Origin of the sequence: Citrobacter sp. RHBSTW-01044, from assembly GCF_013781945.1 — a bacterium.
Lineage (GTDB): Bacteria > Pseudomonadota > Gammaproteobacteria > Enterobacterales > Enterobacteriaceae > Citrobacter > Citrobacter braakii.
In genome coordinates, this window is sequence record NZ_CP056180.1 from 4,821,552 (window position 1) to 4,844,456 (window position 22,905).

The window sequence follows — 22,905 nt, forward strand, 5'->3', positions numbered from 1 at the left end:
TATGCTAGCGCTCAGAACAAGCGAATAAGAGTTATTATGCAATCCTGGTATTTACTGTACTGCAAACGTGGGCAACTTCAGCGAGCCCAGGAACACCTGGAAAGACAGGCGGTGAACTGCCTGACGCCTATGATCACCCTGGAAAAAATGGTGCGTGGTAAACGTACCACAGTCAGTGAACCACTATTCCCTAATTACATGTTTGTCGAGTTCGACCCGGAAGTGATCCACACCACCACGATCAACGCCACGCGTGGTGTCAGCCATTTCGTTCGTTTTGGAGCGACGCCTGCGACCGTCCCATCCCCCGTAATTCACCAGCTTTCTATCTACAAGCCTGAAGGTATTGTTGACCCGCAAACCCCTCAGCCAGGGGACAGCGTGATTATTACTGAAGGGGCGTTTGAGGGACTGAAAGCGATCTTCACCGAACCGGATGGCGAAGCGCGTTCCATGCTGCTGCTTAACCTCTTGAATAAAGAGATTAAGCAGAGCGTTAAAAATACCGGTTTTCGAAAAATATAAGTCGTTTAGAAGGTCACTTCGAACAGCGTTCTGACGTTGGCATCAATGGTTGCTGACAGCCATTGAGGATCTTCCCCACGCCAGTGAGCAATTCGCTCAAGAATATGCGGCAGGTGCGCCGGTTCATTGCGACGTGACGTCGGTTTAGGCGTTAAGTCGCGGGGGAGCAGGTAAGGTGCATCGGTTTCTATCAGCAGTCTTTCCACCGGAATAAACGGCAGCAGCTCCCGCAGTTCCATCCCCCGGCGTTCATCACAGACCCACCCGGTGATACCGATATAAAGCCCTCGGTCCACGCAGTCCTGCATCTCCTGGCGCGAACCGGTGAAACAGTGCAGCACCGCGCCTGGGAGGCTGTCCAGCCACGGCTCCAGCAACGTCAGAAAACGCGCATGCGCATCCCGACAATGCATGAAAATCGGCATCTGCAGTTCAGCAGCAATGCGCAGTTGCGCTTCAAAAGCACGTTCCTGTTCCTGCGGCGTGGAGAAATTGCGATTGAAATCCAGACCGCACTCACCAATAGCGACTACCTTCGACTGGTTTGCCAGCGCGATGATCTCGTCTTCCGTTGAGGATTGCCATTGGCTGCTGTCATGCGGGTGCACGCCAGCCGTGGACCAGCACTGCGGATAATGCTGCGCCAGCTTTAACGCCTGCTGGCTTTCGTGAAGGCTTGTTCCGGTCAGAAGCATACCGTTTACGCCCGCAGCAAAGGCGCGCGCCACGACCTCATCCCGGTCTTTCGCAAATTGTGAACTGGTTAAATTAACGCCAATATCAAACATGCTTCCTCCCATATGACAACCGCCCTGACGGGCGGTTGAATTTATTCTTCAGTTTTCTCGGTGGCTTCGGCTTCTTTTGCTTCTTCAGCCTCGTTGTCCTCATCTCTCGTACGTCGCTTACCGACATAGAAACGAGAGAAGAAAACACCCACCTCGAACAGGCAGTACATCGGTATCGCCAACAACGTTTGCGAGAAGACATCTGGCGGAGTCAGTAGCATCCCGACGACAAAGGCACCCACCACAACATAAGGACGCTTTTTGCGTAAATCATCTGGCGTCGTAATGCCCATCCAGCATAGCAGCACGATGGCGACAGGCACCTCAAAAGAGACACCGAAAGCCATAAATAGCGCCATTACAAAGCTGAGATAGCTGGCAATGTCCGTTGATACCTGCACGCCTTGCGGAGCCGTGTTGGCCAGAAAACCAAACGCTAACGGGAAGACAACAAAATAGGCGAATGCCATGCCGATGTAGAACAACAACGAACTGGAGACCAGCAGCGGAACAACCAGACGGCGTTCATGTTTATACAACGCCGGCGCAATAAATGCCCACACCTGGTAGAGGATCACTGGCGCTGACAGGATCAGCGATACCATGAAGGTCAACTTGATTGGGGTAAAGAACGGCGAAGCCACATCGGTGGCGATCATCGTTGCACCCTGCGGCATCTGTTTAATCAACGGCGCCGCGACCATATGGTAAATGTCGTTGGCAAAGTAAACCAACGCCAAAAAGATCACGATTACCGCAATGATGCAGTTCAGGAGTCGCTTACGCAGCTCAATAAGATGCGTGATGAGCGGTTGGGTATCTTCTACAGCCATGTTTACGGTTTATCACTCGACGAGGGGGAGGATTCGACAACAGGTGCGACAGCTTTCTTTTCTGCATCCATTAACGTAGCGGAAGTGTTTTCCGTTGGCTCTGGCGTTTTAGCACCCGTGGATTCCGGTTTTTGCTCCGGCGAACTGGCCTGGTTTTCAGCGGCAGCAGGGGTGACCCCTTCTCGCTGCGCTTCAGCTTCTTTCACCACCGGATTATGGATAGTGTGCGCTTCATCGCTCTCTTTCTCAGGATCGTGCACACTGTAAGAACGCTTCATCGACTCTGCCGCTTCACGCAGCTCATCCATTGAGGCTTTCAACTCCGGGGTCAGATTTGTCAGGCTCGCTTTCTCTACTTTCTTCAGGCTGTCCTGAAACTCCTGAAGCTTAAGCTCCTGGGTCAGTTCATTCTGAACAGTAGTTGCCAGGGAACGCAAAGCACGAACCCAGCCAGCAACCGTTTTTACCGCTACAGGTAAACGTTGCGGCCCCAGGACGATGAGGCCGATCACGAACACCAATAACAGTTCGCTAAAACCGATATCAAACACGGATTATACCTGCTCTTTATCTTGGCTTTTGGCGTCTTCTTTTTTCACTTCGCCCTGCTTATCGGTAATGGATTTAGCAGTAAAATCAGCGTCCTGGCTGGTTTTATCTTGCTTTGGCTCATCATCACCCATTGCTTTTTTGAAGCCTTTAATCGACGCGCCAAGATCGGAACCGATGGAGCCGAGTTTCTTGGTGCCAAATAGCAGTACAACGATGACGGCAATGATCAACAACTGCCAAATACTGATACCACCCATACATGTTCCTCTGTCATAGATGATGAATTAATAAGGCCGTAGTATACGTTACACGACCTGCCTAGGGCGATGAAAAATTCAGCGCATTTTGCGCCAGCCGATCAACCAGGCTAAGACACCGCCGGCCATTAACCAGCCCGGCATAAGCCCCCACTCAGGACGGCTTACCAGCAGGAATGTTCCACTGAGCAACAATGTTGCACCAATGCCCAATAAATAACGGGATTGTCCCTGACGTACATGATTCGCGTGAAGCTCGCGGGCAATCTTATCAACACTGTGCTGTAAATATTTGCCCTGGCGCAAACTGTCATACACCAGTTCAGGTATTTCTGGCATTTTTTCGACCCAGAACGGTGCTTTTTCTTTAAATGCTCTAACAAGCGCCGGAATACCGACCTGATCTTTGATCCAGGATTCGAGGAAAGGCTTGGCCGTTTTCCACAAATCTAACTGCGGATAGAGCTGACGTCCGACACCTTCAACGTACAGCAGCGTCTTCTGTAGCAATACCAGTTGAGGCTGAACTTCCATATTGAATCGGCGCGCTGTGTTGAACAGATTTAACAGCACATGACCAAAGGAAATCTCCGCCAGCGGTTTTTCGAAAATCGGCTCGCACACGGTACGAATGGCAAATTCAAACTCTTCTACGTTAGTATCCGGCGGAACCCAGCCAGAATCCACATGCAGTTCAGCAACTTTGCGGTAGTCGCGGTTAAAAAACGCGATGAAGTTTTCAGCAAGATAACGCTTATCTTCTTTGTTTAAAGAACCCACAATCCCACAATCAATACCAATGTATTTCGGGTTTTCGGGATGCTCATAACTCACGAAAATGTTCCCAGGGTGCATATCCGCATGGAAAAAGCTGTCGCGGAATACCTGAGTAAAGAAGACCTGAACACCGCGTTCAGCCAGCAGCTTCATATTGGTGCCGTTCTTCTCAAGCGAGGTGACATCTGAAACGGGAATACCGTAAATGCGCTCCATCACCATCATGTTCTGACTGCAATAGTCAGAGTACACTTCCGGGATGTACAGCATTGGGCTGTCTTCAAAATTACGTCGCAGCTGAATCGCGTTCGCCGACTCGCGCAGCAGATTCAGCTCATCAATCAACGTTTTTTCATATTCACGGACCACTTCTGTCGGTCGCAGGCGGCGGCCGTCTGGCATCAGGCGAGGTACCCAGCGAGCAAGGCGGTAGATCAGTTTCAAATCCGCTTTAATTACCGGCAGTATGTCCGGGCGGATAACTTTGATCACCACCTCTTTCCCATTCGATTTCAGTCGCGCGGTGTGAACCTGAGCAATAGACGCGGATGCCAGCGGTGTGATCTCAAAATCATCAAACCATTCCTCGACGGGCAGCCCACCCATCGCCTCTTCGATTTGTTCTTTCGCTCTTTGCCCATCGAATGGGGCTACCCGATCCTGCAATAACGCTAGCTGATCGGCGATGTGTGGCGGGAAAAGATCACGGCGGGTAGAGAGCATTTGCCCGAACTTAATCCACACCGGGCCGAGCTCCTGTAAAGCCAGTCTCAGCCGTTCTCCCAGCGGTTTGTCTTTATGTCGGTTGGGCATCCAGAACAGCGTGTAACGCCACAACCGGAGCGGCAGCGTGATACGCATTTTGGGGATGAGTTCATCAAGACCGTAGCTTAAAAAAGTGCGAATGATGAAATAAAGGCGCCGTACTTCACCTGGCGTCATTTGGCCTCCAGTTTTTCCAGCCGTTTGGCCAGAGATTCGACCGCACGCTCAACGGCTGCCGTTTCTTCTGCAAACCATGCAACCTCAAGCGGACCAGGAGCCATACGCCACTCTTCGGTGATCGCTTCGGCAACATAGCGCTGCTGGCGTTGAATGTTTTGGCACAGGAACTTCGCTCCACCACGCAAAACTTTGCTGACCCCTTCAGCGACGATATCGCCGGTATAGGGTGCTAACAGTTCTGCGGGATCAAACTCCGCCAGATCGGCCAACGCGACAAAATTCTGTACCACCTGGATATCGCCCTGAACCTCCAGCTCACCACTGCGGATAAGCGTGGTGAGTTGCTGCCGGTCGCGTAATTTCGGTAACACGCTGGCATGTGTGATTACGGTGCAATCGGCTTCGCCTTCCCATGCCCCCAGCACATCGACCTGGCGCTCACTAAACACCAGCACTAACGGTGTTGAAAATCCTTTTAGCTCAACACGCAGCACTTTGCCCTGTAAACGCGTTCTGGCTGACTTGAGCGCAGGAGAACGATACAGAAAGGTGTTAAGCAAATTTTCAACGCCGGCGGTCACTAAGGGTTTTAAAGGCATCCCCAATCTCCTGTCAGAACTTGTAACCACGATGCAGCGCCACGACACCTGCCGTCAGGTTGTAGTAATCAACGCTTTCGAACCCGGCATCTTGCATCATTGCTTTTAAGGTGTCCTGATCGGGATGCATGCGGATGGACTCCGCCAAATAGCGATAACTGTCTGCATCGCTTGCCACCATAGAACCAATGCGCGGCAAAACGTGGAAAGAGTATGCGTCGTAGGCTTTGCTCAGCGGTTCGATAATCGGCTTGGAGAACTCCAGCACCAGTAGACGTCCGCCCGGCTTCAACACGCGATACATAGATCGTAATGCTTTATCTTTATCCGTTACGTTGCGCAGACCGAAAGAGATGGTGATGCAGTCAAACGTGTTGTCTGGGAAAGGTAATGCTTCCGCATTCGCCTGAACGTACTCAACGTTACCCACGACGCCGATATTACGCAGCTTTTCGCGACCCATTTTGAGCATTGAGTCGTTGATATCCGCCAGCACAACTTTGCCAGTTTCGCCTACCATGCGAGAGAATTTCGCCGTTAGATCGCCCGTACCGCCCGCCAAATCGAGAACGGTTTGCCCGCGACGCACGCCACTGCAGTCAATGGTGAAGCGCTTCCACAAACGATGAATGCCAAATGACATTAAGTCATTCATAACGTCATATTTAGACGCCACAGAATGAAAAACGTGGGCCACCATGTCAGCTTTCTGCTCTTTAGCGACGGTCTGAAAGCCAAAGTGCGTCGTTTCTTGTGAATTATCCACCATCTCAGTGCCTGCTCATCCAAAAAATGTTCAAGAAGTGTAACAGATTGGGCCAATTTGCCCTACCCTTCTGCCCGGTTCAACTACCCCAAACGGACTAGTTTGATTGCTGGTTTACTGCTTCATCATCAGGGTAAGGTTCATCCTGCTGCGTTTCAGGGACCGAACGCAAGCGGTACTCTTCATCCTGCGTAGTGGCTTGTTCAGCCAGTTCAGGATTAATCTCGCGCTTAATTTCCACGCCTAAACTGCGAAACGCTTCTGCCTGCGACAGGACGTTTCCACGACCTGAAGAGAGTTTTTTCATCGCCTGTCGGTAGTTATCCTGGGCTTTATCCAGGCTTTGGCCAATTGCCGACATATCATCCACAAACAACCGCATCTTGTCATAAAGTTTGCTGGCCCGATCGGCAATCTGTTGCGCATTACGACTCTGATGCTCGTAGCGCCACAAGTTGGCAATCGTGCGCAATGCCACCAACAACGTGGTAGGGCTAACCAGCATAATGTTATTTTTAAGTGCTTCGGTAATCAGTTCAGGCTGTCTATCGAGCGCCAGTAAAAAAGCAGGCTCAACGGGGATAAACATCAGCACATAGTCAAGTGTGCGTAGCCCAGGAAGCTGCTGATAGTCTTTGCGCCCCAGCAGACGGATATGGTTTCGTACCGAGGCGATGTGCTCCTGCAACGCGCTCTCGCGGGTGTATTCATCTTCAGCATTAAAATAGCGTTCATAGGCGACCAGCGTCATTTTCGCGTCGATCACCACATCTTTGCCCTGCGGTAACCGGACGATGACATCTGGCTGCATCCGCGAACGGGCATCGTTCTCAATGCTGACCTGGGTTTCGTATTCATAGCCTTCGCGCAGACCGGAAGCCTCAAGCACCCGCGTGAGTACGACCTCGCCCCAGTTGCCCTGCGTTTTGTTATCGCCTTTTAATGCCCGCGTCAGGTTTACCGCTTCCTGCGCCATCTGCGCGTTCAGTTGCTGCAGATTACGAATTTCGTGCGCCAGAGTATGGCGTTCTTGCGCCTCTTTACCAAAGCTATCCTGAACCTGGCGTCGAAAACCGTCCAGTTGTTCGCGAAGCGGTGTAAGCAGACTGTTCAGGCTTTGGCGATTTTGCTCATCTACACGACGGTTGCTGTGCTCGAAAATACGGTTCGCCAGATTTTCAAACTGTTCGCTCAGACGCTGTTCGCTGTTGATCATCTGGCGGATTTTATCTTCCGCATGCTGCTGCGTCGCTTCCAGTCGGGTAGTGACTTCACGAAGATCGGCTTCCAGAGAGGTGTTGATGCTGTGCAGACTGCGCAATTCGTTATTGAGTAGTTCGCACTCATCGCGCCAGTGGGCTTCCTGTGAGAGCTGCTGGCGGGCGGCGCTTAGCGCAATATCCAGTTCGCGTCGTTCTTCGATGAGGTCGGCACGGATCCGATCGGCATGCGCTTTTGTTGCCAGCCATCCCACCAGCAGCCCTGCGGCTAACGCCAGCACGGCACTCATCATAATTGAAATATCCACAACGCCCCCTTACAGCAACGACTTACCCGCACAAAATAGGATTGTGCTGTATAAACGTCCAGTTTAAAAGGAATTTCCTGCGAGGCACTACGCAAAATAAAAAGGCCGAACGCGTCGGCCTTTTTGAATAGACGGGAGAATTACAGTAAACGACGCGCAGCTTCCACCACGATTTTCACCGCGTGGCTTTCTGTTTGTTTCATCGTTTCCGCATTAGGGATCTCTTGCTGAGTACGGTTCACGATAACACCCGCGACCATACCGGCACGCAGACCCTGGCTTGCGCACATGGTGAGCAGCGTAGCAGATTCCATTTCGTAGTTCATGACGCCCATAGACTGCCACTCTTCCATTGAGCCTTTGAAACGGCTCACTACGCGACCAGAGAAGGTGTCATAACGCTCCTGGCCCGGATAGAAGGTATCAGAAGACGCGGTAACGCCTACGTGGGTGGTGGCGCCGATAGATTTCGCCGCTTCCACCAGCGCGGTGGTGCACTCGAAGTCCGCGACAGCCGGGAATTCCATTGGCGCGAAGTGCAGGCTTGCACCGTCCAGACGGACAGATGCTGTGGTGACCAGTACATCACCTACGTTGATATGTGGCTGGATGGCGCCAGTCGTACCGATACGCAGGAAGGTACGAATGCCCAGCTGTGCCAGTTCTTCTACGGCAATAGAGGTTGACGGACCGCCGATACCGGTAGAGCACACGATCACGGCTTTACCATCCAGCTCAGCACGCCAGGTAGTGAACTCGCGATGAGATGCCAGCTTAACCGGCTTATCCATCAGCGCGGCGATCTTTTCCACACGCTCCGGGTCGCCAGGGACGATAGCGAGCTGAGCCCCTTGTAAATCGTTCTTAGTGAGGCCGAGATGAAAAACATCAGACTTAGACATAAAAACTCCTCTGTGAATCGGTTTTGTCAGAAGAAGCAAAAACACACTTTACCGAAGGCATGAACATATTTTCGTGACAGTCATCACTATGATGTAAATCAATTGCATTCCATTACCATAAAATAGTGACTTGAATCACATAAATGATGCGATGTAAGGAAGCCCTGCACAAAAGATAGACCGTTTAAGGCAATGTGGTTCGTTGCATGTGTCTATAGTTAACAATGCGCTTTTTGGCTGAATATTTAAGGGTACGGAGAATACCATGACAACACGACAATCTGGCTTTGCACCTGCTGTATCTCCACCGACGTCTACCACGGTTCACACTCCGGATAACGCCATTATCGCCGGTGTAACGTCCATACCTTCACAAGGCGATGATATGCCAGCGTATCACGCACGACCAAAACAGTCCGATGGCCCGCTGCCTGTGGTCATTGTCGTGCAGGAGATTTTTGGCATTCATGAACACATTCGTGACGTTTGCCGCCGTCTGGCTCTGGAAGGGTATCTGGCTATCGCACCAGAGCTCTATTTTCGTGAAGGCGATCCCAATGACTTTGCCGATATCCCTACGTTGCTCAGCAGCCTTGTCGCCAAAGTGCCTGACTCTCAGGTATTGGCCGATCTGGATCATGTCGCCAGTTGGGCTTCTCGTAACGGAGGAGATGCCCACCAGTTGATGATCACCGGATTTTGCTGGGGTGGACGCATCACCTGGCTGTATGCAGCTCATAATCCGCAGTTAAAAGCGGCGGTAGCGTGGTATGGCAAACTGGTGGGCGATAAAACCCTCAACTCGCCGAAACATCCTGTTGATATCGCGACCGATCTTAACGCCCCCGTTCTGGGACTTTATGGCGGCCAGGACACCAGTATTCCGCAAGATACCGTTGAAACAATGCGTCAGGCGCTGCGTGCCGCCAATGCAAAAGCGGAAATCGTGGTCTATCCCGATGCCGGACATGCGTTTAACGCCGATTATCGTCCGAGCTATCACGAAGAGTCCGCAAAAGATGGCTGGCTGAGAATGCTGGAGTGGTTCACACAATACGGCGGGAAGAAATAAACGGTAATTGCCCGGCGGCGACTACACCTTACCGGGCCTACAACTCTTGCTATTTCCTGTAAGCCGGGTAAGCGCTTGCGCTTCCCGGCCACCGGCACTGAATTACGCCTGACGCAGGTTCTGCGCGGCTTTGACCATGTTCGCCAGCGCGGCGCGGGTTTCCGGCCAGCCGCGCGTTTTCAGGCCGCAGTCCGGGTTCACCCACAGACGCTCGGCCGGAATACGCTGCTCGGCTTTCTTCAGCAGGGCTTCAATCCACTCCACGCTCGGGACGTTCGGCGAGTGAATATCGTATACGCCCGGCCCGATTTCGTTCGGATAGTCGAACTCTTCAAACGATTCCAGCAGCTCCATATCAGAGCGTGAAGTCTCAATGGTGATCACGTCCGCGTCCAGCGCCGCAATGGAGTCCATGATGTCGTTGAACTCGCAGTAACACATGTGGGTGTGGATCTGGGTTTCATCCTTCGCCACCGCCGCGTTAATGCGGAAGGCTTCCACGCCCCACTCCAGATACGCCGCCCAGTCGCTGCGGCGCAGTGGCAGACCTTCGCGCAGTGCCGGTTCGTCAATCTGGATGATGCCAATACCCGCCGCTTCCAGATCCGCTACCTCATCACGCAGCGCCAGCGCAATCTGCTTAGCGATGGTTTCACGCGTCACGTCTTCACGCGGGAATGACCAGCAGAGAATGGTCACCGGACCGGTCAACATGCCTTTTACCGGTTTGTCGGTCAGCGACTGGGCATACTTCGCCCACTCCACGGTGATCGCTTCCGGGCGGCTGACATCGCCAATAACCACCGGCGGCTTCACGCAGCGAGAGCCGTAGCTCTGCACCCAACCATTCTGGGTAAAGACGAATCCGTCCAGGTGCTCGCCAAAATATTCCACCATGTCGTTACGTTCGGCTTCACCGTGCACCAGCACGTCGAGCCCCAGACGTTCCTGTTCAACAATCGCCTGTTTGATATGTTCCGCGATACCGGTGCGGTAGTTACTTGCATCCAGGTTGCCCTTTTTGAAGTCCAGACGCAGGCCGCGAATTTCCGTGGTTTGCGGGAATGAACCGATAGTGGTAGTCGGCCATGCCGGCAGATTAAAGCGGGCACGCTGCGCTTCGGCGCGAACCGGGTAAGCGTTGGCACGTTGGCTGTCCTGGGCGGTGATCGCCGCCAGACGTTTTTCCACTGCGGCGTTGTGTACGCGGGTAGAGTGACGACGAGCCTGGATCGGTGCGCTCCACGCCACAATTGCCGCCGTATCACCGCTGTTCAACGCATCACGCAGCAGCGCCAGCTCGCCGCATTTTTGTAGGGCGAAGGCAAACCAGCTCTTCACTTCTGCATCAAGGCGGGTTTCCACGCTGAGATCGATTGGGCTGTGCAGCAAGGAGCAGGAAGAAGCTACCCACAGGTCACGTTTACCGACGATATCTTTAATTTGCGCGTATTTTTCGCTGAGATCGGCACGCCAGACGTTGCGACCGTTCACCAGCCCCGCTGACAGCAACCAGTCGGCAGGCAGACGCTTGTGCAGCTCGGCCACATCATCTTTACCGTGCACGAAGTCAACGTGCAGCCCCTGCACCGGCAGCGCGGTAATGGTATCCAGGTTTGGCGTTACGCCTTCGAAGTAGGTGGTCAGCAGCAGCTTCACCTGACCAGTCAGCGCGTCATAAGCCGGTTTGAAGGCGTTCAGCCAAACCTGAGGCAGCTCCAGCACCAGAGCCGGTTCATCAATCTGCACCCACTCAATACCGCGTTTCGCCAGCTCAGCCAGCACCTGCTGGTAAACCGGCAGAATATCGTTCAACAGGCTCAGGCGGTCAAACTGTTCGCCCTTCACTTTCCCCAGCCACAGGTAAGTTACCGGTCCCAGCAGCACAGGTTTCACCTTGTGACCGAGCGCCAACGCTTCATCCACTTCATCCAACAGTTGGGTCCAGGTCAGTTTGAACTGCTGACCTTTGGTGAACTCTGGCACCATGTAGTGATAGTTGGTGTTAAACCATTTGGTCATTTCTGCCGCCGCCGCGGGCTCTCCGGTTGGTGCGCGGCCACGGCCAATGCGGAATAAGGTATCGATATCGACCGAGCCGTCTTTATTTTGATGACGAGCCGGAACGTTGCCGAGCAGCAGGCTGGTGGTCAGCACGTGATCGTACCAGGCAAAATCGCCCACCGGCAGCAGGTCAACGCCCGCCTGCTTCTGCTGATCCCAGTGACGGGCACGCAGCTCGCGGCCAACGGTTAGCAAATCTTCACAGGAAGAATTTCCCGCCCAGTAGCTTTCTTGCGCTTTTTTCAGCTCGCGACGCAGGCCAACGCGAGGGAAACCGAGGGTGTGATTAAGTATTGTCATTTTTCTTCCTCTAATTATATGTAAATCCTATTGATTTTTAATTTAGGGAGGGTGGCAAGTTTATTCATCCCAGGAGCTTACTGAAGTAAGTGACCGGGGTGGAAAAACACAGCCAACGCACCATAAATTTAAAAGACGAAGGATTTTAGCCATCCAGATGTTTACACATCCATAATTGACAGTTACTGTATATTCCTCAAGCGCAATTTGTTCATGCCGAAGTGAAGGACTTTCATGATCGAGATTAAACACCTGAAAACGCTCCAGGCGTTGCGGAATAGTGGTTCGCTGGCGGCCGCAGCGGCGACGTTGCATCAGACCCAATCCGCCCTCTCTCACCAGTTCAGCGATCTGGAACAGCGCCTTGGCTTTCGACTTTTTATCCGTAAAAGCCAGCCTCTGCGCTTTACGCCGCAAGGCGAAATTTTGCTGCAGTTAGCAAATCAGGTGTTGCCGCAAATTGGTCGTGCGCTGCAGGCCTGCAACGAACCGCAGCAAACCCGGCTGCGGATCGCTATTGAATGCCATAGCTGTATTCAATGGCTGACGCCCGCGCTGGAGAATTTTCGTGCCAACTGGCCGCAGGTGGAGATGGACTTTAAATCCGGCGTGACGTTCGATCCGCAACCAGCGCTACAACAGGATGAGCTGGATCTGGTGCTGACATCCGACATTCTGCCGCGTAGCGGACTGCACTACTCGCCGATGTTCGATTTTGAAGTCCGCCTGGTACTGGCGCCGGACCATCCGCTGGCCAGCAAGACGCAGATCACGCCGGAGGATTTAGCCAGTGAGACGCTGCTTATTTACCCGGTGCAACGGAGTCGACTGGATGTCTGGCGGCATTTCTTGCAGCCTGCGGGCGTTAGTCCGTCGCTGAAGAGCGTGGATAACACCCTGCTGCTGATTCAGATGGTTGCAGCCAGAATGGGTATTGCAGCTTTACCGCACTGGGTGGTGGAGAGTTTTGAACGCCAGGGCCTGGTGGTGACCAAAACCCTGGGTGATGGATTGTGGAGCCGGCTGTACGCCGCCGTGCGCGATGGCGAGCAGCGACAGCCGGTCACGGAAGCGTTTATTCGCTCAGCGCGGAATCACGCCTGCGATCACCTGCCGTTTGTACGGAGTGCGGAACGACCCACTTTCGATGTACCCACAGTGAAGCCACTATCACAGCCGCACCAATGATGAAGCTTGGCCAGTGAGGCTGTTGATGCCAGATAGCCAGGTTAACCAGCAGCCCGGCCGGCACATGCATATTGTTCATGATGCCCAGCGTCCCCGCATCCACCTGGGTCGCGCCGTAGTTCCACATAAAGTAACCAATGCCAGACGCTGCCACGCCAAGAAAGACCAGAATTCCCCACTGTAGCGTGGTTGCAGGCATTTTCTGCGCATTCCCCAGCATGAACCAGGCCACGACCGCCACCATAAAGGCCCCCATGTAAAACCAGGCAAAGGCGTTGTGCTGCGGCATTGGCCGCGTTTCCATCAGACGCTTGTAGCCCACCATGCCAATAGCAAAGCTGATATTGGACAACTGCACCAGCAGCAGGCCGGTCCAGAAGTGGCTGGTCACCTGATCGTAACGAATGATCCCCGCACCAATCACCGCCAGCAACGCACTGAAGGCGTAGCTCCAGCGCAGACGACGTCCGCTCATCAGGTCATAAATCAGCGTAATGTAGAGCGGCGTCAGCACGGTAAAGAGCAGCAGTTCTGAAACCGTCAGGTACAGATAGGCGTGAAAACTCAGCATATACATAATGCCAAGCTGCATGGCGCCCACCAGCATATACAGCGCGATGGTTTTTACGCTATGCCCACGGGTACGTAAAAACGGCAGGAACACCAGCGCCGCCAGCCCAACGCGCACCAGCACCGCAAAATAGCTATCGACATGACCGGCAAGGTACTCGCCAAACAGGCTAAAGGAAAAGGCCCACAGAATTGTGGTAATGATGAGTAACGCCACAATGGATGTCTCTTAACAAAAGGTACGCCCATTGTAGCGAAGTTTTAAGTTGACATCTGGTCAACTAACGAACAAAAACATTACTGCAAAAACAGCTCACGCAGATAATGCGGCACGGCATCGTCGGCATTAAGACCAATGACTTCCAGTTCCGGATGCAGATCCTTCAGGCGCTGGTGAGCGTTGCCCATAATGCAGCCTTTACCTGCCATGGAGAGCATTTCCGCATCGTTCATTCCGTCGCCAAAAGCGATGCAATCTTTCAGGCTGTAGCCCATCGCTTTCGCCACCGCTTCAAGCGCATGACCTTTCGATACGCCGCCAGCCATGACTTCCAGGCAGGTAAGCGTAGAGAAACTGACGTTGACGCGGTCGCCCCAGCGGGCGTTAATCGCCTGTTCCAGCGGCAGCAGCCTTTCGTGAGAATCGGTGGTGAAAAACACCTTACTCACGCCTTCCGGCTCCAGTAGCGCAGGTTCAAACAGTGAATAGTTAAACACTGCTTCTTTGAAGAAGCGCATTTCGTCCGGGCGATGGCGGTTCATAAACCACTCATCATCACGATAAACGTTGGTCACGATGTCCGGGTTTGCATTCACTACGCCAAACAGGTCGCTGGCAATGTCGCGATCCAGGTTATGCGAAAACACCAGATTTCCGTCAGAATCATGCACCCGCGCACCGTTGGACGTGATCATGTAGGTTTTAATGCCGAGGTTATCGCGAATTTGCCCCACATCAACATGATGACGGCCAGTCGCAAACACGAAGTTAACGCCACGAGCGGTCAATAACTTCAGCGTCTCTTTGGCATAAGGGGACAGAGTATGGTCGGGAGAAAGCAGCGTACCGTCTAAATCAGACGCAACAACCTGATACATAAGAAAATTCAACCTCTAGGCAAAGCGGGTTCCGCTGGATGAGTTATGCTTGTCGAAAAATTCGACAATAGCGTTAAGCGCGACTGAGCGCATTGCGTCCTTTTCAAAAAGGATCTCATGGTACGCGCCTTTGATGACCAGCGGCTGCCCCCCTTCTACGGGATGGCCCGCTGCGGCGCGGAGTTCACAAAAACGATCGTGCATGCGGTTATCTACCACACGCTCTTCTTCGGCCTGAATCAGCAGCGTCGGCGTCGCGTCGTCTCCTGCTCCAGCCAGAACCTGTTCGCCTGCCAGAATACCTTCACGTACCCAGTGGTAGGTGGGGCCGCCAACGCGCAGCCGTGGCTCATCCGCATAGAAGCGTAGATTGCGCCGATAGCGCTGTCGACTATGGGTTAACGCATTCATACCGAATGGCAGCGCCCGCCAGCGCCCTGTACCCATCGCATAACCTTCGCGGATCCGCGGATGCCCTTCAGCCCAGTCCAGAATGTGGCGTACCATCCAGTCGGGAAAGCGCATCACAATACCAAACATCGGCGCGCAAAGCGCGATGGCATCACACTGATTCGGGTGGCGCTGCAAGAATAACGTGGCTATCGCTCCGCCCATTGAATGCGCCAGTATATAGCGCTTTCTCCACGGACCGGGTAGCACTTCCTGCTGCCAGAAGGCGGTTAAATCGTCGACATAGTCATTAAAGTTATCGACATGACCGCGATGCGGGTCCGAAAGCATACGCCCGGAACGCCCCTGGCCACGGTGATCGATAATGAGGACGTCAAAACCAGAATGAAACAGGTCATACGCCAGTTCAGCGTATTTCACATAGCTTTCAATGCGTCCAGGACAGACGACGATGACGCGATCGTTTTTTTCTGCGTGAAAACGCACAAAATGGACGGGGATATCATCCACGCCCGTAAATTCCGCTTCTTCCCGCTGACGCCAGAAATCTGTCAGTGGCCCCATGGAAAAAGCAGCAAACGCGTTTTCTCTTGTTTCCCAGTCTTTTTGCTGCTGAAACATCGGGTATCCAGCCTCGCTGACCAAGTAAAATCGTTTTTTTCGCCGTCGCTGACACAACCTAACGGCAGTAGCGTATTGTGGCATAAAAATAGACAATCCGGGAGTTTCTCATGACCTTTGAATGGTGGTTCGCCTACCTGTTGACCTCTATTATTTTGAGCTTGTCTCCAGGCTCTGGCGCAATCAACACCATGACCACCGCCATCAGTCACGGTTATCGCGGCGCCAGCGCGTCGATTGCTGGTTTACAGACCGGACTTGGCATTCATATCGTTCTGGTTGGCGTAGGACTGGGAACGCTATTTTCACGTTCGGTGATCGCATTTGAGGTGCTGAAGTGGGCGGGGGCGGCCTATCTGATTTGGCTGGGTATTCAGCAATGGCGGGCAGCGGGTGCTATCGATCTGAACACCATGGCGAATACGCAATCGCGCAGCCACCTGTTCAAACGCGCAGTCTTTGTTAATCTGACCAACCCCAAGAGCATCGTTTTCCTTGCAGCCCTGTTCCCGCAGTTTATCCTGCCGCAGGAACCGCAGTTAATGCAGTACGTGGTGCTTGGCGTCACGACCATCGTGGTCGATATCATTGTGATGATCGGTTACGCGACGCTGGCCACGCGCATTGCTGGCTGGATTAAAGGGCCAAAGCAAATGAAAGCGTTAAACAAAGTGTTTGGCTCGCTGTTTATGCTGATAGGCGCCTTGTTAGCCTCGGCACGGCATGCCTGATGAAGGTGCCGGAGGCGCTTGCGCTTATCCGGCCCGGAAGAAACTTAACGCGAAATAATCAGGTGGATACCGAAGCCCGCAAACAGCGCACCGGCAAAACCATCAATCCACTTCGCCAGACGCTGATAGCCACGACGCATTTTCGGCAGTGCAAATAGGCTGGCGACTACGGTAAACCACGCCAACGTTTCCACGATGATCAGGGCAAAGATCCCCCAGCGTGCGCCCGTTCCCACGTTATCGCCAACGAACAATGAGAACACGGAGCCAAAATAGATAATGGCTTTAGGGTTCGCCAGGTTGGTCAGCAGCCCCTTCAAAAAGCTGCGTCCGCTCTGCGCCAGCTCAACCTGCGGAGTGGGAGTCGCAACATCCTGTTTTTTAAACGCGCCGCGTAGCATCTGATAACCCATCCAGCACAGATACAGCCCCCCGCCCACCATAATAATGGTGTGCAGCCAGGCCATTTTTTCGATAATCAGATGTAGGCCGAGCAGCGCTACGCCAGCCCAGACCATGACGCCACAGGTAATACCCAGCACGCCCATCATGGCTTCTTTGCGCGAACGGCTAACCGCTGTTTGAGAAACAAAGAAAAAGTCGGGACCAGGGCTCATCAGCGCAACGATATGCACCAACGCAACGGTGAAAAATAGCGTTAACATAAAAATGACTCGCGGGGGAAATAGTTCAGTGAGTCACCATCCTGGCACTTTTTTGCCTGGCTGACTACTCTTCGTCGTCACCATCAACGTGCGCGCGAATAAGCGCCATAAACTCTTTGCCAAAACGCTCAAGTTTACGCATCCCCACGCCATTAACGCTCAGCATTTCGCTCGGTGAAACTGGCATCTGCTCAGCCATTTCAATCAGCGTGGCATCGTTGAACACTACATACGGCGGGATATTTTCTTCATCAGCAATGGCTTTACGCAGCTTCCGCAATTTGGCGAACAGTTTGCGATCGTAGTTGCCACCGAAGGATTTCTGCATCGCTCGCGGTTTCAGCGCCACAATACGCGGTACCGCAAGCTGTAGCGCAACATCACCACGCAGTACCGGACGCGCGGCTTCGGTTAGCTGTAACGCGGAGTGATGAGCAATATTCTGCGTCACCAGCCCAAGATGAATAAGCTGGCGGATAACGCTTACCCAATGTTCGTGGCTTTGCTCACGACCAATGCCATAGACAGGCAGCTTGTCATGGGCCAGCTCGCGAATTCGCTGGTTATTCGCTCCGCGCAGAACCTCCACGACATAACCCATACCAAAGCGTTGATTAACACGGTAGATAGTCGACAGCGCTTTGCGCGCATCCATGAGTCCGTCGTACTGTTTTGGCGGGTCGAGACAGATGTCGCAGTTACCACACGGCTCCTGACGCCCCTCGCCAAAATAGTTCAACAGCACCAGACGACGACAGGTTTGCGCCTCGGCAAACGCCCCCATCGCATTGAGCTTATGCCGTTCGATATCCAGCAGTTGCCCGGCGGGTTTCTCTTCGAGGCAACGGCGCAGCCATGCCATATCAGCCGGATCGTAAAACAGCATTGCTTCCGCAGGCAGGCCGTCACGCCCGGCGCGGCCGGTTTCCTGGTAATAGGACTCGATGTTGCGCGGAATATCGAAATGCACCACGAAGCGTACGTTAGGTTTGTTGATTCCCATGCCAAACGCCACGGTCGCCACAACGATTTGCAGGTCATCACGCTGGAATTTCTCCTGCACTTCCGCACGTACGGCGTTTTCCAGCCCGGCATGATAAGCCCCGGCGCTAATGCCTCGGCTTTGCAGACGCGCGGCGGTGTCTTCTACTTTAGCGCGACTGTTACAGTAGATAATACCGGACTTACCGCGCTGCTCTTGCACGTAGCGCATCAGTTGATCGAGCGGCTTAAACTTCTCCATCAACATGTAGCGAATATTCGGGCGATCAAAGCTGCTGATCTGAATTAACGGGTCGTTGAGCCCCAGCAGACGCACAATATCCAGCCGGGTTGTCTCGTCCGCGGTCGCGGTCAGCGCGACAAACGGCAGAGTTGGGAAACGCTGACGCAACTGCCCCAGCGCGGCGTATTCCGGGCGGAAATCATGCCCCCACTGCGAAATACAGTGCGCTTCATCAACCGCCAGCAGCACCGGGTTCCAGTGCGCCAGATTTTCAAGGAAGTTATCCAGCATCAGGCGTTCGGGCGCAATGTACAGTAAGCGAATCTGCCCGCTACGACAGCCTGCCATCACCTCAAGCTGCTGCTCACGACTTTGGGTGGAGTTCAGACACGCGGCCGCCACGCCGTTGGCAAGCAGTTGATCGACCTGATCTTTCATCAGAGAAATCAGCGGAGAAACAACAACGGTGAGGCCGTTAAGCAATAATGCGGGAATTTGATAGCACAGGGATTTTCCGCCACCGGTCGGCATAACGACCAGGCAGTCGCGACCAGCGATCACGGTATCAATGATTTCTTCCTGACCAGGGCGAAACTGTTGGTAGCCAAAGGTTTCCTGCAAAACCTGTTTAGCGCCCATTTCCAGATTCAACACTTCCGCCTGCGCCACATTAACCCCATTAGCCTGAAATAAAAACAGGCGCTATTTTCAGCGCCTGAGAGAGAAACTGCAATGATTAAAATACTCTCAATACCTGTCAGAAGATATCGTTAAGCATTACACCCACGCCAACACGGGTCTGATTGAAGTTGTAGTCAATCAGTGATTCGCCGTAGCCGCTGTAGACCTGGGTATAAAGACGCACATGCTTGGTAATGGGATAACTGGCCCCCAGCTCTGCGCCGCCGTAGCCGGTATTCCAGTTGTACTGACCTTTCACACTGATCACCGCGTCACCCAGGTGATAACCCATTTTCAACTGATAGTAACCCATATATTTGGTGATATCAGGGTTATCGTCAGTGCTGCCGATAACGTACCACGGCTTAACTTCCACCAGCCAGTTACCGTTTTCAGCCATCAGCCGGGTGTAAAGGCGGTTCCAGCTACGTGAGGTGGGGTCGGATCGACCATTGGAGTCATGGTTATAGCCCATTTCGACATCGCGGAGCGTCCAACCGGCAAAGCGATAGTCGGTGGCGAAACCGAGGAACAATTGCGGTTCATAGTTGGTTTCGCGAAACGGCGCAGACTCTTCACTGTTCGAAAGCTGCCACCAGGACTTCTGGGTATAGGAACCGCCGAGTACCGAGTTCGGGCCTAATATTCCGCGCCAGAGCGGAAACGCCAGGCTTAGCTGAAACTTAACCTCATCTTTGCGCGCATTTTCGGACCAGCTATAGCTGCTGATCGCCTCTTTGTTCATGTCGCTGGTATTGGTGTAGATGAGATAGTTGGTCTCATAAGGATAAAGCGTGAAAGGGTTGTCATGCTCCTGCAGCATGTTGGCGATGATACTGCCGCGAACCGCCGGTGCATCATGAATCTCTTTCACTGTCGCTTCCTGCGCATACGCGGTCAACGGCAGCATGACTGCTGGTAGTAACCATCCCAGAATCGCCCGCATCGGTAATGTTCTCCTGAACCAAAATATTGATGAATTGTATAATTATCTGGCAAGTATTCTACATACTTAGCGAGTTCCTCGTTAGTTATCCCGTCCTAAAGTAGAAAACAACAAATAATAAGCATAATATCAACATTTCATTAACCATTGAGATGTAGGGATCGTATGTCTGCCGTACTTACTGCTGAGGAAGCGCTGAAGTTAGTGGGTGAAATGTTTGTCTATCATATGCCGTTTAACCGGGCGCTGGGTCTGGAGCTTGAACGCTATGAGAAAGAATTTGCTCAATTAGCCTTTAATAATCAACCGATGATGGTCGGCAACTGGGCGCAAAGCATTCTGCATGGCGGCGTGATCGCGTCGGCGCTGGACGTTGCCGCCGGGCTGGTGTGCGTTGGCAGTACGCTGACCCGCCATGAGACGATCAGCGAGGACGAACTGCGTCAGCGAATGTCACGTATGGGGACAATAGATTTGCGCGTTGATTACCTGCGCCCGGGGAGAGGAAATCGCTTTACCGCCACCAGTAGCCTGCTGCGGGCGGGGAATAAAGTCGCCGTTGCGCGCGTGGAACTGCATAACGAAGAACAGCTTTATATTGCCAGCGCAACCGCCACTTATATGGTGGGGTAAGTGCCCAAAAAAAGGTAAACTGCTGTTACATTTCTGAAATGAGTTTTCCCGATGGATGCTAAACAAACGCGGCAGGGCGTGTTACTCGCTCTTGCTGCTTATTTTATTTGGGGTATCGCTCCTGCCTACTTCAAGCTGATTTACTATGTCCCGGCGGATGAGATCCTGACGCACCGCGTCATCTGGTCATTTTTCTTTATGGTGGTACTGATGAGCATCAGTCGCCAGTGGTCGGGCATCAAAACGCTGCTACAAACGCCAAAGAAGATCTTCCTGCTGGCGCTCTCTGCAGTGCTCATCGGTGGAAACTGGCTGCTGTTCATTTGGGCGGTCAATAATCATCATATGCTGGAAGCCAGCCTGGGCTATTTTATTAACCCGCTGGTGAATATTGTGCTGGGAATGCTTTTCCTCGGCGAGCGCTTTCGTCGCATGCAGTGGCTGGCGGTACTGTTAGCCGCCTGCGGCGTACTGGTACAGCTGTGGACCTTCGGATCGCTGCCAATCATCGCGTTGGGCCTGGCGTTCAGCTTTGCTTTCTATGGTCTGGTACGCAAGAAGATTGCCGTCGAAGCACAAACCGGCATGCTGATCGAAACCCTGTGGCTTTTACCCGTTGCGGCTATCTATCTGTTTGGCATCGCGGACAGCCCAACCAGCCATATGGGTCAAAACCCCATGTCACTCAATCTGCTGCTGATTGCTGCAGGTGTCGTGACCACCATTCCGCTGCTGTGCTTTACCGGCGCGGCGACCCGCCTGCGTCTGTCCACGCTGGGTTTCTTCCAGTATATCGGACCCACGCTAATGTTCCTGCTGGCCGTCACTTTCTACGGTGAAGTTCCGGGAGCGGATAAAATGGTCACGTTTGCGTTTATCTGGGTGGCGCTGGCAGTTTTCGTGATGGATGCGATTTATACGCAACGACGGGTACGTCGGAGCTGAAGAAGTGCCGGATAAGGCGTAACCGCCATCCGGCACAGCCATTACAGCCAGTTCTTGCGCTTAAAGTACAGATACGGTGCCAGACCCGCGAGCATCATAAAGACAATCGCCCCTGGGTAACCGAAGCTCCAGTGCAATTCCGGCATGAACTCAAAGTTCATCCCGTAGCTGGAAGCCACCAGCGTCGGCGGCAGGAACACCACAGAGACCACCGAGAAGATCTTGATGATGCGGTTCTGCTCGATATTGATAAAGCCCATCGCCGCCTGCATCAGGAAGTTAACCTTCTGGAACAGTGATTCGTTGTGCGGCAGCAGGGATTCGATATCGCGCAGAATCTCGCGCGCCTGTTCCAGCTGACTCCCCGGCAAACGCGCTTTACGCACCAGGAAGTTCAGTGCGCGCTGGGTATCCATCAGACACAGGCGGACCTTCCAGCCAATATCTTCCAGTTCCGCCAGCGTCGAAAGCGCTTCGTCATATTCATCGCCCTGACGCCCTTCCATGATCACACGGCTGAGTTTTTCCAGGTCGCTGTAGATGTTTTCGATCTCATCCGCCAACTGTTCAATTTTAGTTTCAAACAGGTCGAGCAGCAGCTCGTAAGCGTTGCCATCCACCATCGCCTGATTACGCGCACGCATGCGGTACAGGCGAAATGCCGGCAGCTCGCGCTCGCGCAGAGTAAACAGGCGACCTTCGCGAATGGTAAATGCGACGGTTGAGTTACCCGCGTGATCGTCGGCATCTTCATAGAAGAAGAAGGAGTGAATGTGCAGACCGTCTTCGTCTTCAAAAAAACGCGCAGATGCTTCGATGTCTTCCAGTTCAGGGCGCGTAGCCAGATTCTGGCCCAAGTCCTTTTGCACACGGTTTCGTTCTTCGTCATCCGGCTCGACTAAATCGACCCAAACCGAACTGGCCAGGTGCTCGATCTCGTCTGCCTCAAGGCGAGTTAAACGATTGTTTTCCAGTTGAAATGCGCTCAGCATGACCGGGACTCCCAATGCAAAAAATTATCGGACAGTTCGGAGGGCACACAGAAACAAATTGGGTTTCAGACCATTAAACAGCCTGACTCAGCGCGACGGGAAAAAACAGAAGGTCGCTGACAACCGCGAAGGCTATCAGCAAAAAGGGATAGCCTTAGGAGTTGATCCTGGATGACAGGATAATGAGCCAGTATCTACTGGGTGTGTCCAAGGCGAATGTCCTCTTAGCGTAATCGTGCGCGCATGTTACGCCAGCAAAATTTTGACGTCAACACGCAACAGATGGCGAAA

At 53.1% G+C, this 22,905-nt stretch carries 24 protein-coding genes; 6 read left to right on the forward strand and 18 right to left on the reverse strand.

What is annotated here, in order from left to right; translation table 11 throughout:
* The first annotated feature begins 36 nt into the window (after positions 1 to 36).
* Positions 37 to 525 (forward strand): transcription/translation regulatory transformer protein RfaH, encoded by a 489-nt coding sequence (gene rfaH / locus HV352_RS22975; RefSeq protein WP_047358740.1) that lies wholly within the window; start codon positions 37 to 39, stop codon positions 523 to 525.
* 5 nt (positions 526 to 530) lie between these two features.
* On the opposite strand, the gene tatD is transcribed toward rfaH, so the two are convergent.
* The 9 genes from tatD to udp all read right to left on the reverse strand — a co-directional run bounded on the left by tatD (position 531) and on the right by udp (position 8,472).
* Complete coding sequence (gene tatD, locus HV352_RS22980) at positions 531 to 1,313, reverse strand: 3'-5' ssDNA/RNA exonuclease TatD (protein WP_109017223.1); 783 nt, start codon at positions 1,311 to 1,313, stop codon at positions 531 to 533.
* Between the two features lie 41 nt (positions 1,314 to 1,354).
* Positions 1,355 to 2,146, reverse strand: a complete 792-nt coding sequence (gene tatC, locus HV352_RS22985) for a Sec-independent protein translocase subunit TatC (protein WP_016155142.1) — start codon at positions 2,144 to 2,146, stop codon at positions 1,355 to 1,357.
* A gap of 2 nt (positions 2,147 to 2,148) precedes the next feature.
* Positions 2,149 to 2,697, reverse strand: coding sequence for a Sec-independent protein translocase protein TatB (gene tatB / locus HV352_RS22990; RefSeq protein WP_047358742.1), 549 nt, complete (start codon positions 2,695 to 2,697; stop codon positions 2,149 to 2,151).
* A gap of 3 nt (positions 2,698 to 2,700) precedes the next feature.
* Positions 2,701 to 2,955, reverse strand: a complete 255-nt coding sequence (tatA, locus tag HV352_RS22995; protein WP_003017888.1) for a Sec-independent protein translocase subunit TatA — start codon at positions 2,953 to 2,955, stop codon at positions 2,701 to 2,703.
* 78 nt (positions 2,956 to 3,033) lie between these two features.
* The gene (gene ubiB, locus HV352_RS23000; RefSeq protein WP_016155140.1) at positions 3,034 to 4,674 is read right to left on the reverse strand and encodes a ubiquinone biosynthesis regulatory protein kinase UbiB; all 1,641 of its coding nucleotides are present in this window, start codon (positions 4,672 to 4,674) and stop codon (positions 3,034 to 3,036) included.
* Positions 4,671 to 5,276 carry a ubiquinone biosynthesis protein UbiJ gene (ubiJ, locus tag HV352_RS23005; RefSeq protein WP_049042348.1) on the reverse strand — a complete coding sequence of 202 codons (606 nt, stop codon included), beginning with the start codon at positions 5,274 to 5,276 and terminating at the stop codon, positions 4,671 to 4,673. The genes ubiB and ubiJ overlap by 4 nt, the downstream gene beginning before the upstream one ends.
* A gap of 13 nt (positions 5,277 to 5,289) precedes the next feature.
* Positions 5,290 to 6,045, reverse strand: a complete 756-nt coding sequence (gene ubiE, locus HV352_RS23010; RefSeq protein ID WP_003017897.1) for a bifunctional demethylmenaquinone methyltransferase/2-methoxy-6-polyprenyl-1,4-benzoquinol methylase UbiE — start codon at positions 6,043 to 6,045, stop codon at positions 5,290 to 5,292.
* Between the two features lie 94 nt (positions 6,046 to 6,139).
* The gene (gene rmuC / locus HV352_RS23015) at positions 6,140 to 7,570 is read right to left on the reverse strand and encodes a DNA recombination protein RmuC (protein ID WP_019078423.1); all 1,431 of its coding nucleotides are present in this window, start codon (positions 7,568 to 7,570) and stop codon (positions 6,140 to 6,142) included.
* A gap of 140 nt (positions 7,571 to 7,710) precedes the next feature.
* A complete protein-coding gene (gene udp / locus HV352_RS23020; RefSeq protein ID WP_006686084.1) occupies positions 7,711 to 8,472 on the reverse strand; it encodes a uridine phosphorylase in 762 nt (253 codons plus the stop codon).
* A gap of 265 nt (positions 8,473 to 8,737) precedes the next feature.
* Here udp and HV352_RS23025 point away from each other — a divergent pair, with 265 nt between their 5' ends.
* On the forward strand, positions 8,738 to 9,544 hold the full coding sequence (locus HV352_RS23025) for a dienelactone hydrolase family protein (protein WP_016155137.1): 807 nt from the start codon (positions 8,738 to 8,740) through the stop codon (positions 9,542 to 9,544).
* Positions 9,545 to 9,646: 102 nt separating this feature from the next.
* On the opposite strand, the gene metE is transcribed toward HV352_RS23025, so the two are convergent.
* On the reverse strand, positions 9,647 to 11,908 hold the full coding sequence (gene metE, locus HV352_RS23030; RefSeq protein WP_049042346.1) for a 5-methyltetrahydropteroyltriglutamate--homocysteine S-methyltransferase: 2,262 nt from the start codon (positions 11,906 to 11,908) through the stop codon (positions 9,647 to 9,649).
* A 234-nt stretch (positions 11,909 to 12,142) separates the two neighbouring features.
* Between metE and metR the strand changes: the two genes are divergently transcribed.
* Positions 12,143 to 13,096: an HTH-type transcriptional regulator MetR gene (metR, locus tag HV352_RS23035; RefSeq protein ID WP_003017908.1), complete on the forward strand. Its 954-nt coding sequence runs from the start codon at positions 12,143 to 12,145 to the stop codon at positions 13,094 to 13,096.
* On the opposite strand, the gene HV352_RS23040 is transcribed toward metR, so the two are convergent.
* The 3 genes from HV352_RS23040 to pldB form a co-directional block, all read right to left on the reverse strand.
* The gene (locus HV352_RS23040) at positions 12,984 to 13,883 is read right to left on the reverse strand and encodes a carboxylate/amino acid/amine transporter (RefSeq protein ID WP_016157852.1); all 900 of its coding nucleotides are present in this window, start codon (positions 13,881 to 13,883) and stop codon (positions 12,984 to 12,986) included. The genes metR and HV352_RS23040 overlap by 113 nt on opposite strands.
* Before the next feature lie 80 nt (positions 13,884 to 13,963).
* Entirely contained in the window at positions 13,964 to 14,764 is an 801-nt protein-coding gene (gene yigL, locus HV352_RS23045) for a sugar/pyridoxal phosphate phosphatase YigL (protein WP_008787091.1), read from the reverse strand.
* 15 nt (positions 14,765 to 14,779) lie between these two features.
* Positions 14,780 to 15,796, reverse strand: coding sequence for a lysophospholipase L2 (gene pldB, locus HV352_RS23050; protein ID WP_003017911.1), 1,017 nt, complete (start codon positions 15,794 to 15,796; stop codon positions 14,780 to 14,782).
* 110 nt (positions 15,797 to 15,906) lie between these two features.
* Between pldB and rhtB the strand changes: the two genes are divergently transcribed.
* On the forward strand, positions 15,907 to 16,527 hold the full coding sequence (gene rhtB / locus HV352_RS23055) for a homoserine/homoserine lactone efflux protein (protein ID WP_049281624.1): 621 nt from the start codon (positions 15,907 to 15,909) through the stop codon (positions 16,525 to 16,527).
* A 44-nt stretch (positions 16,528 to 16,571) separates the two neighbouring features.
* On the opposite strand, the gene rhtC is transcribed toward rhtB, so the two are convergent.
* The 3 genes from rhtC to pldA form a co-directional block, all read right to left on the reverse strand.
* Entirely contained in the window at positions 16,572 to 17,192 is a 621-nt protein-coding gene (gene rhtC, locus HV352_RS23060; protein ID WP_016155134.1) for a threonine export protein RhtC, read from the reverse strand.
* A 64-nt stretch (positions 17,193 to 17,256) separates the two neighbouring features.
* The gene (recQ, locus tag HV352_RS23065) at positions 17,257 to 19,086 is read right to left on the reverse strand and encodes an ATP-dependent DNA helicase RecQ (protein WP_019078429.1); all 1,830 of its coding nucleotides are present in this window, start codon (positions 19,084 to 19,086) and stop codon (positions 17,257 to 17,259) included.
* A gap of 88 nt (positions 19,087 to 19,174) precedes the next feature.
* Complete coding sequence (gene pldA, locus HV352_RS23070) at positions 19,175 to 20,044, reverse strand: phospholipase A (protein WP_016157849.1); 870 nt, start codon at positions 20,042 to 20,044, stop codon at positions 19,175 to 19,177.
* A 165-nt stretch (positions 20,045 to 20,209) separates the two neighbouring features.
* Between pldA and yigI the strand changes: the two genes are divergently transcribed.
* Both yigI and rarD read left to right on the forward strand, forming a co-directional pair.
* Positions 20,210 to 20,677, forward strand: coding sequence for an acyl-CoA thioesterase YigI (gene yigI / locus HV352_RS23075; protein ID WP_003017917.1), 468 nt, complete (start codon positions 20,210 to 20,212; stop codon positions 20,675 to 20,677).
* A gap of 51 nt (positions 20,678 to 20,728) precedes the next feature.
* On the forward strand, positions 20,729 to 21,622 hold the full coding sequence (rarD, locus tag HV352_RS23080; protein WP_016155131.1) for an EamA family transporter RarD: 894 nt from the start codon (positions 20,729 to 20,731) through the stop codon (positions 21,620 to 21,622).
* 41 nt (positions 21,623 to 21,663) lie between these two features.
* Here rarD and corA read toward each other — a convergent pair whose 3' ends face one another.
* Both corA and ysgD read right to left on the reverse strand, forming a co-directional pair.
* Positions 21,664 to 22,614, reverse strand: coding sequence for a magnesium/cobalt transporter CorA (corA, locus tag HV352_RS23085; RefSeq protein ID WP_003017920.1), 951 nt, complete (start codon positions 22,612 to 22,614; stop codon positions 21,664 to 21,666).
* 154 nt (positions 22,615 to 22,768) lie between these two features.
* Entirely contained in the window at positions 22,769 to 22,825 is a 57-nt protein-coding gene (gene ysgD, locus HV352_RS23620; protein ID WP_212723238.1) for a YsgD/CorL family protein, read from the reverse strand.
* Positions 22,826 to 22,905 lie beyond the last annotated feature (80 nt).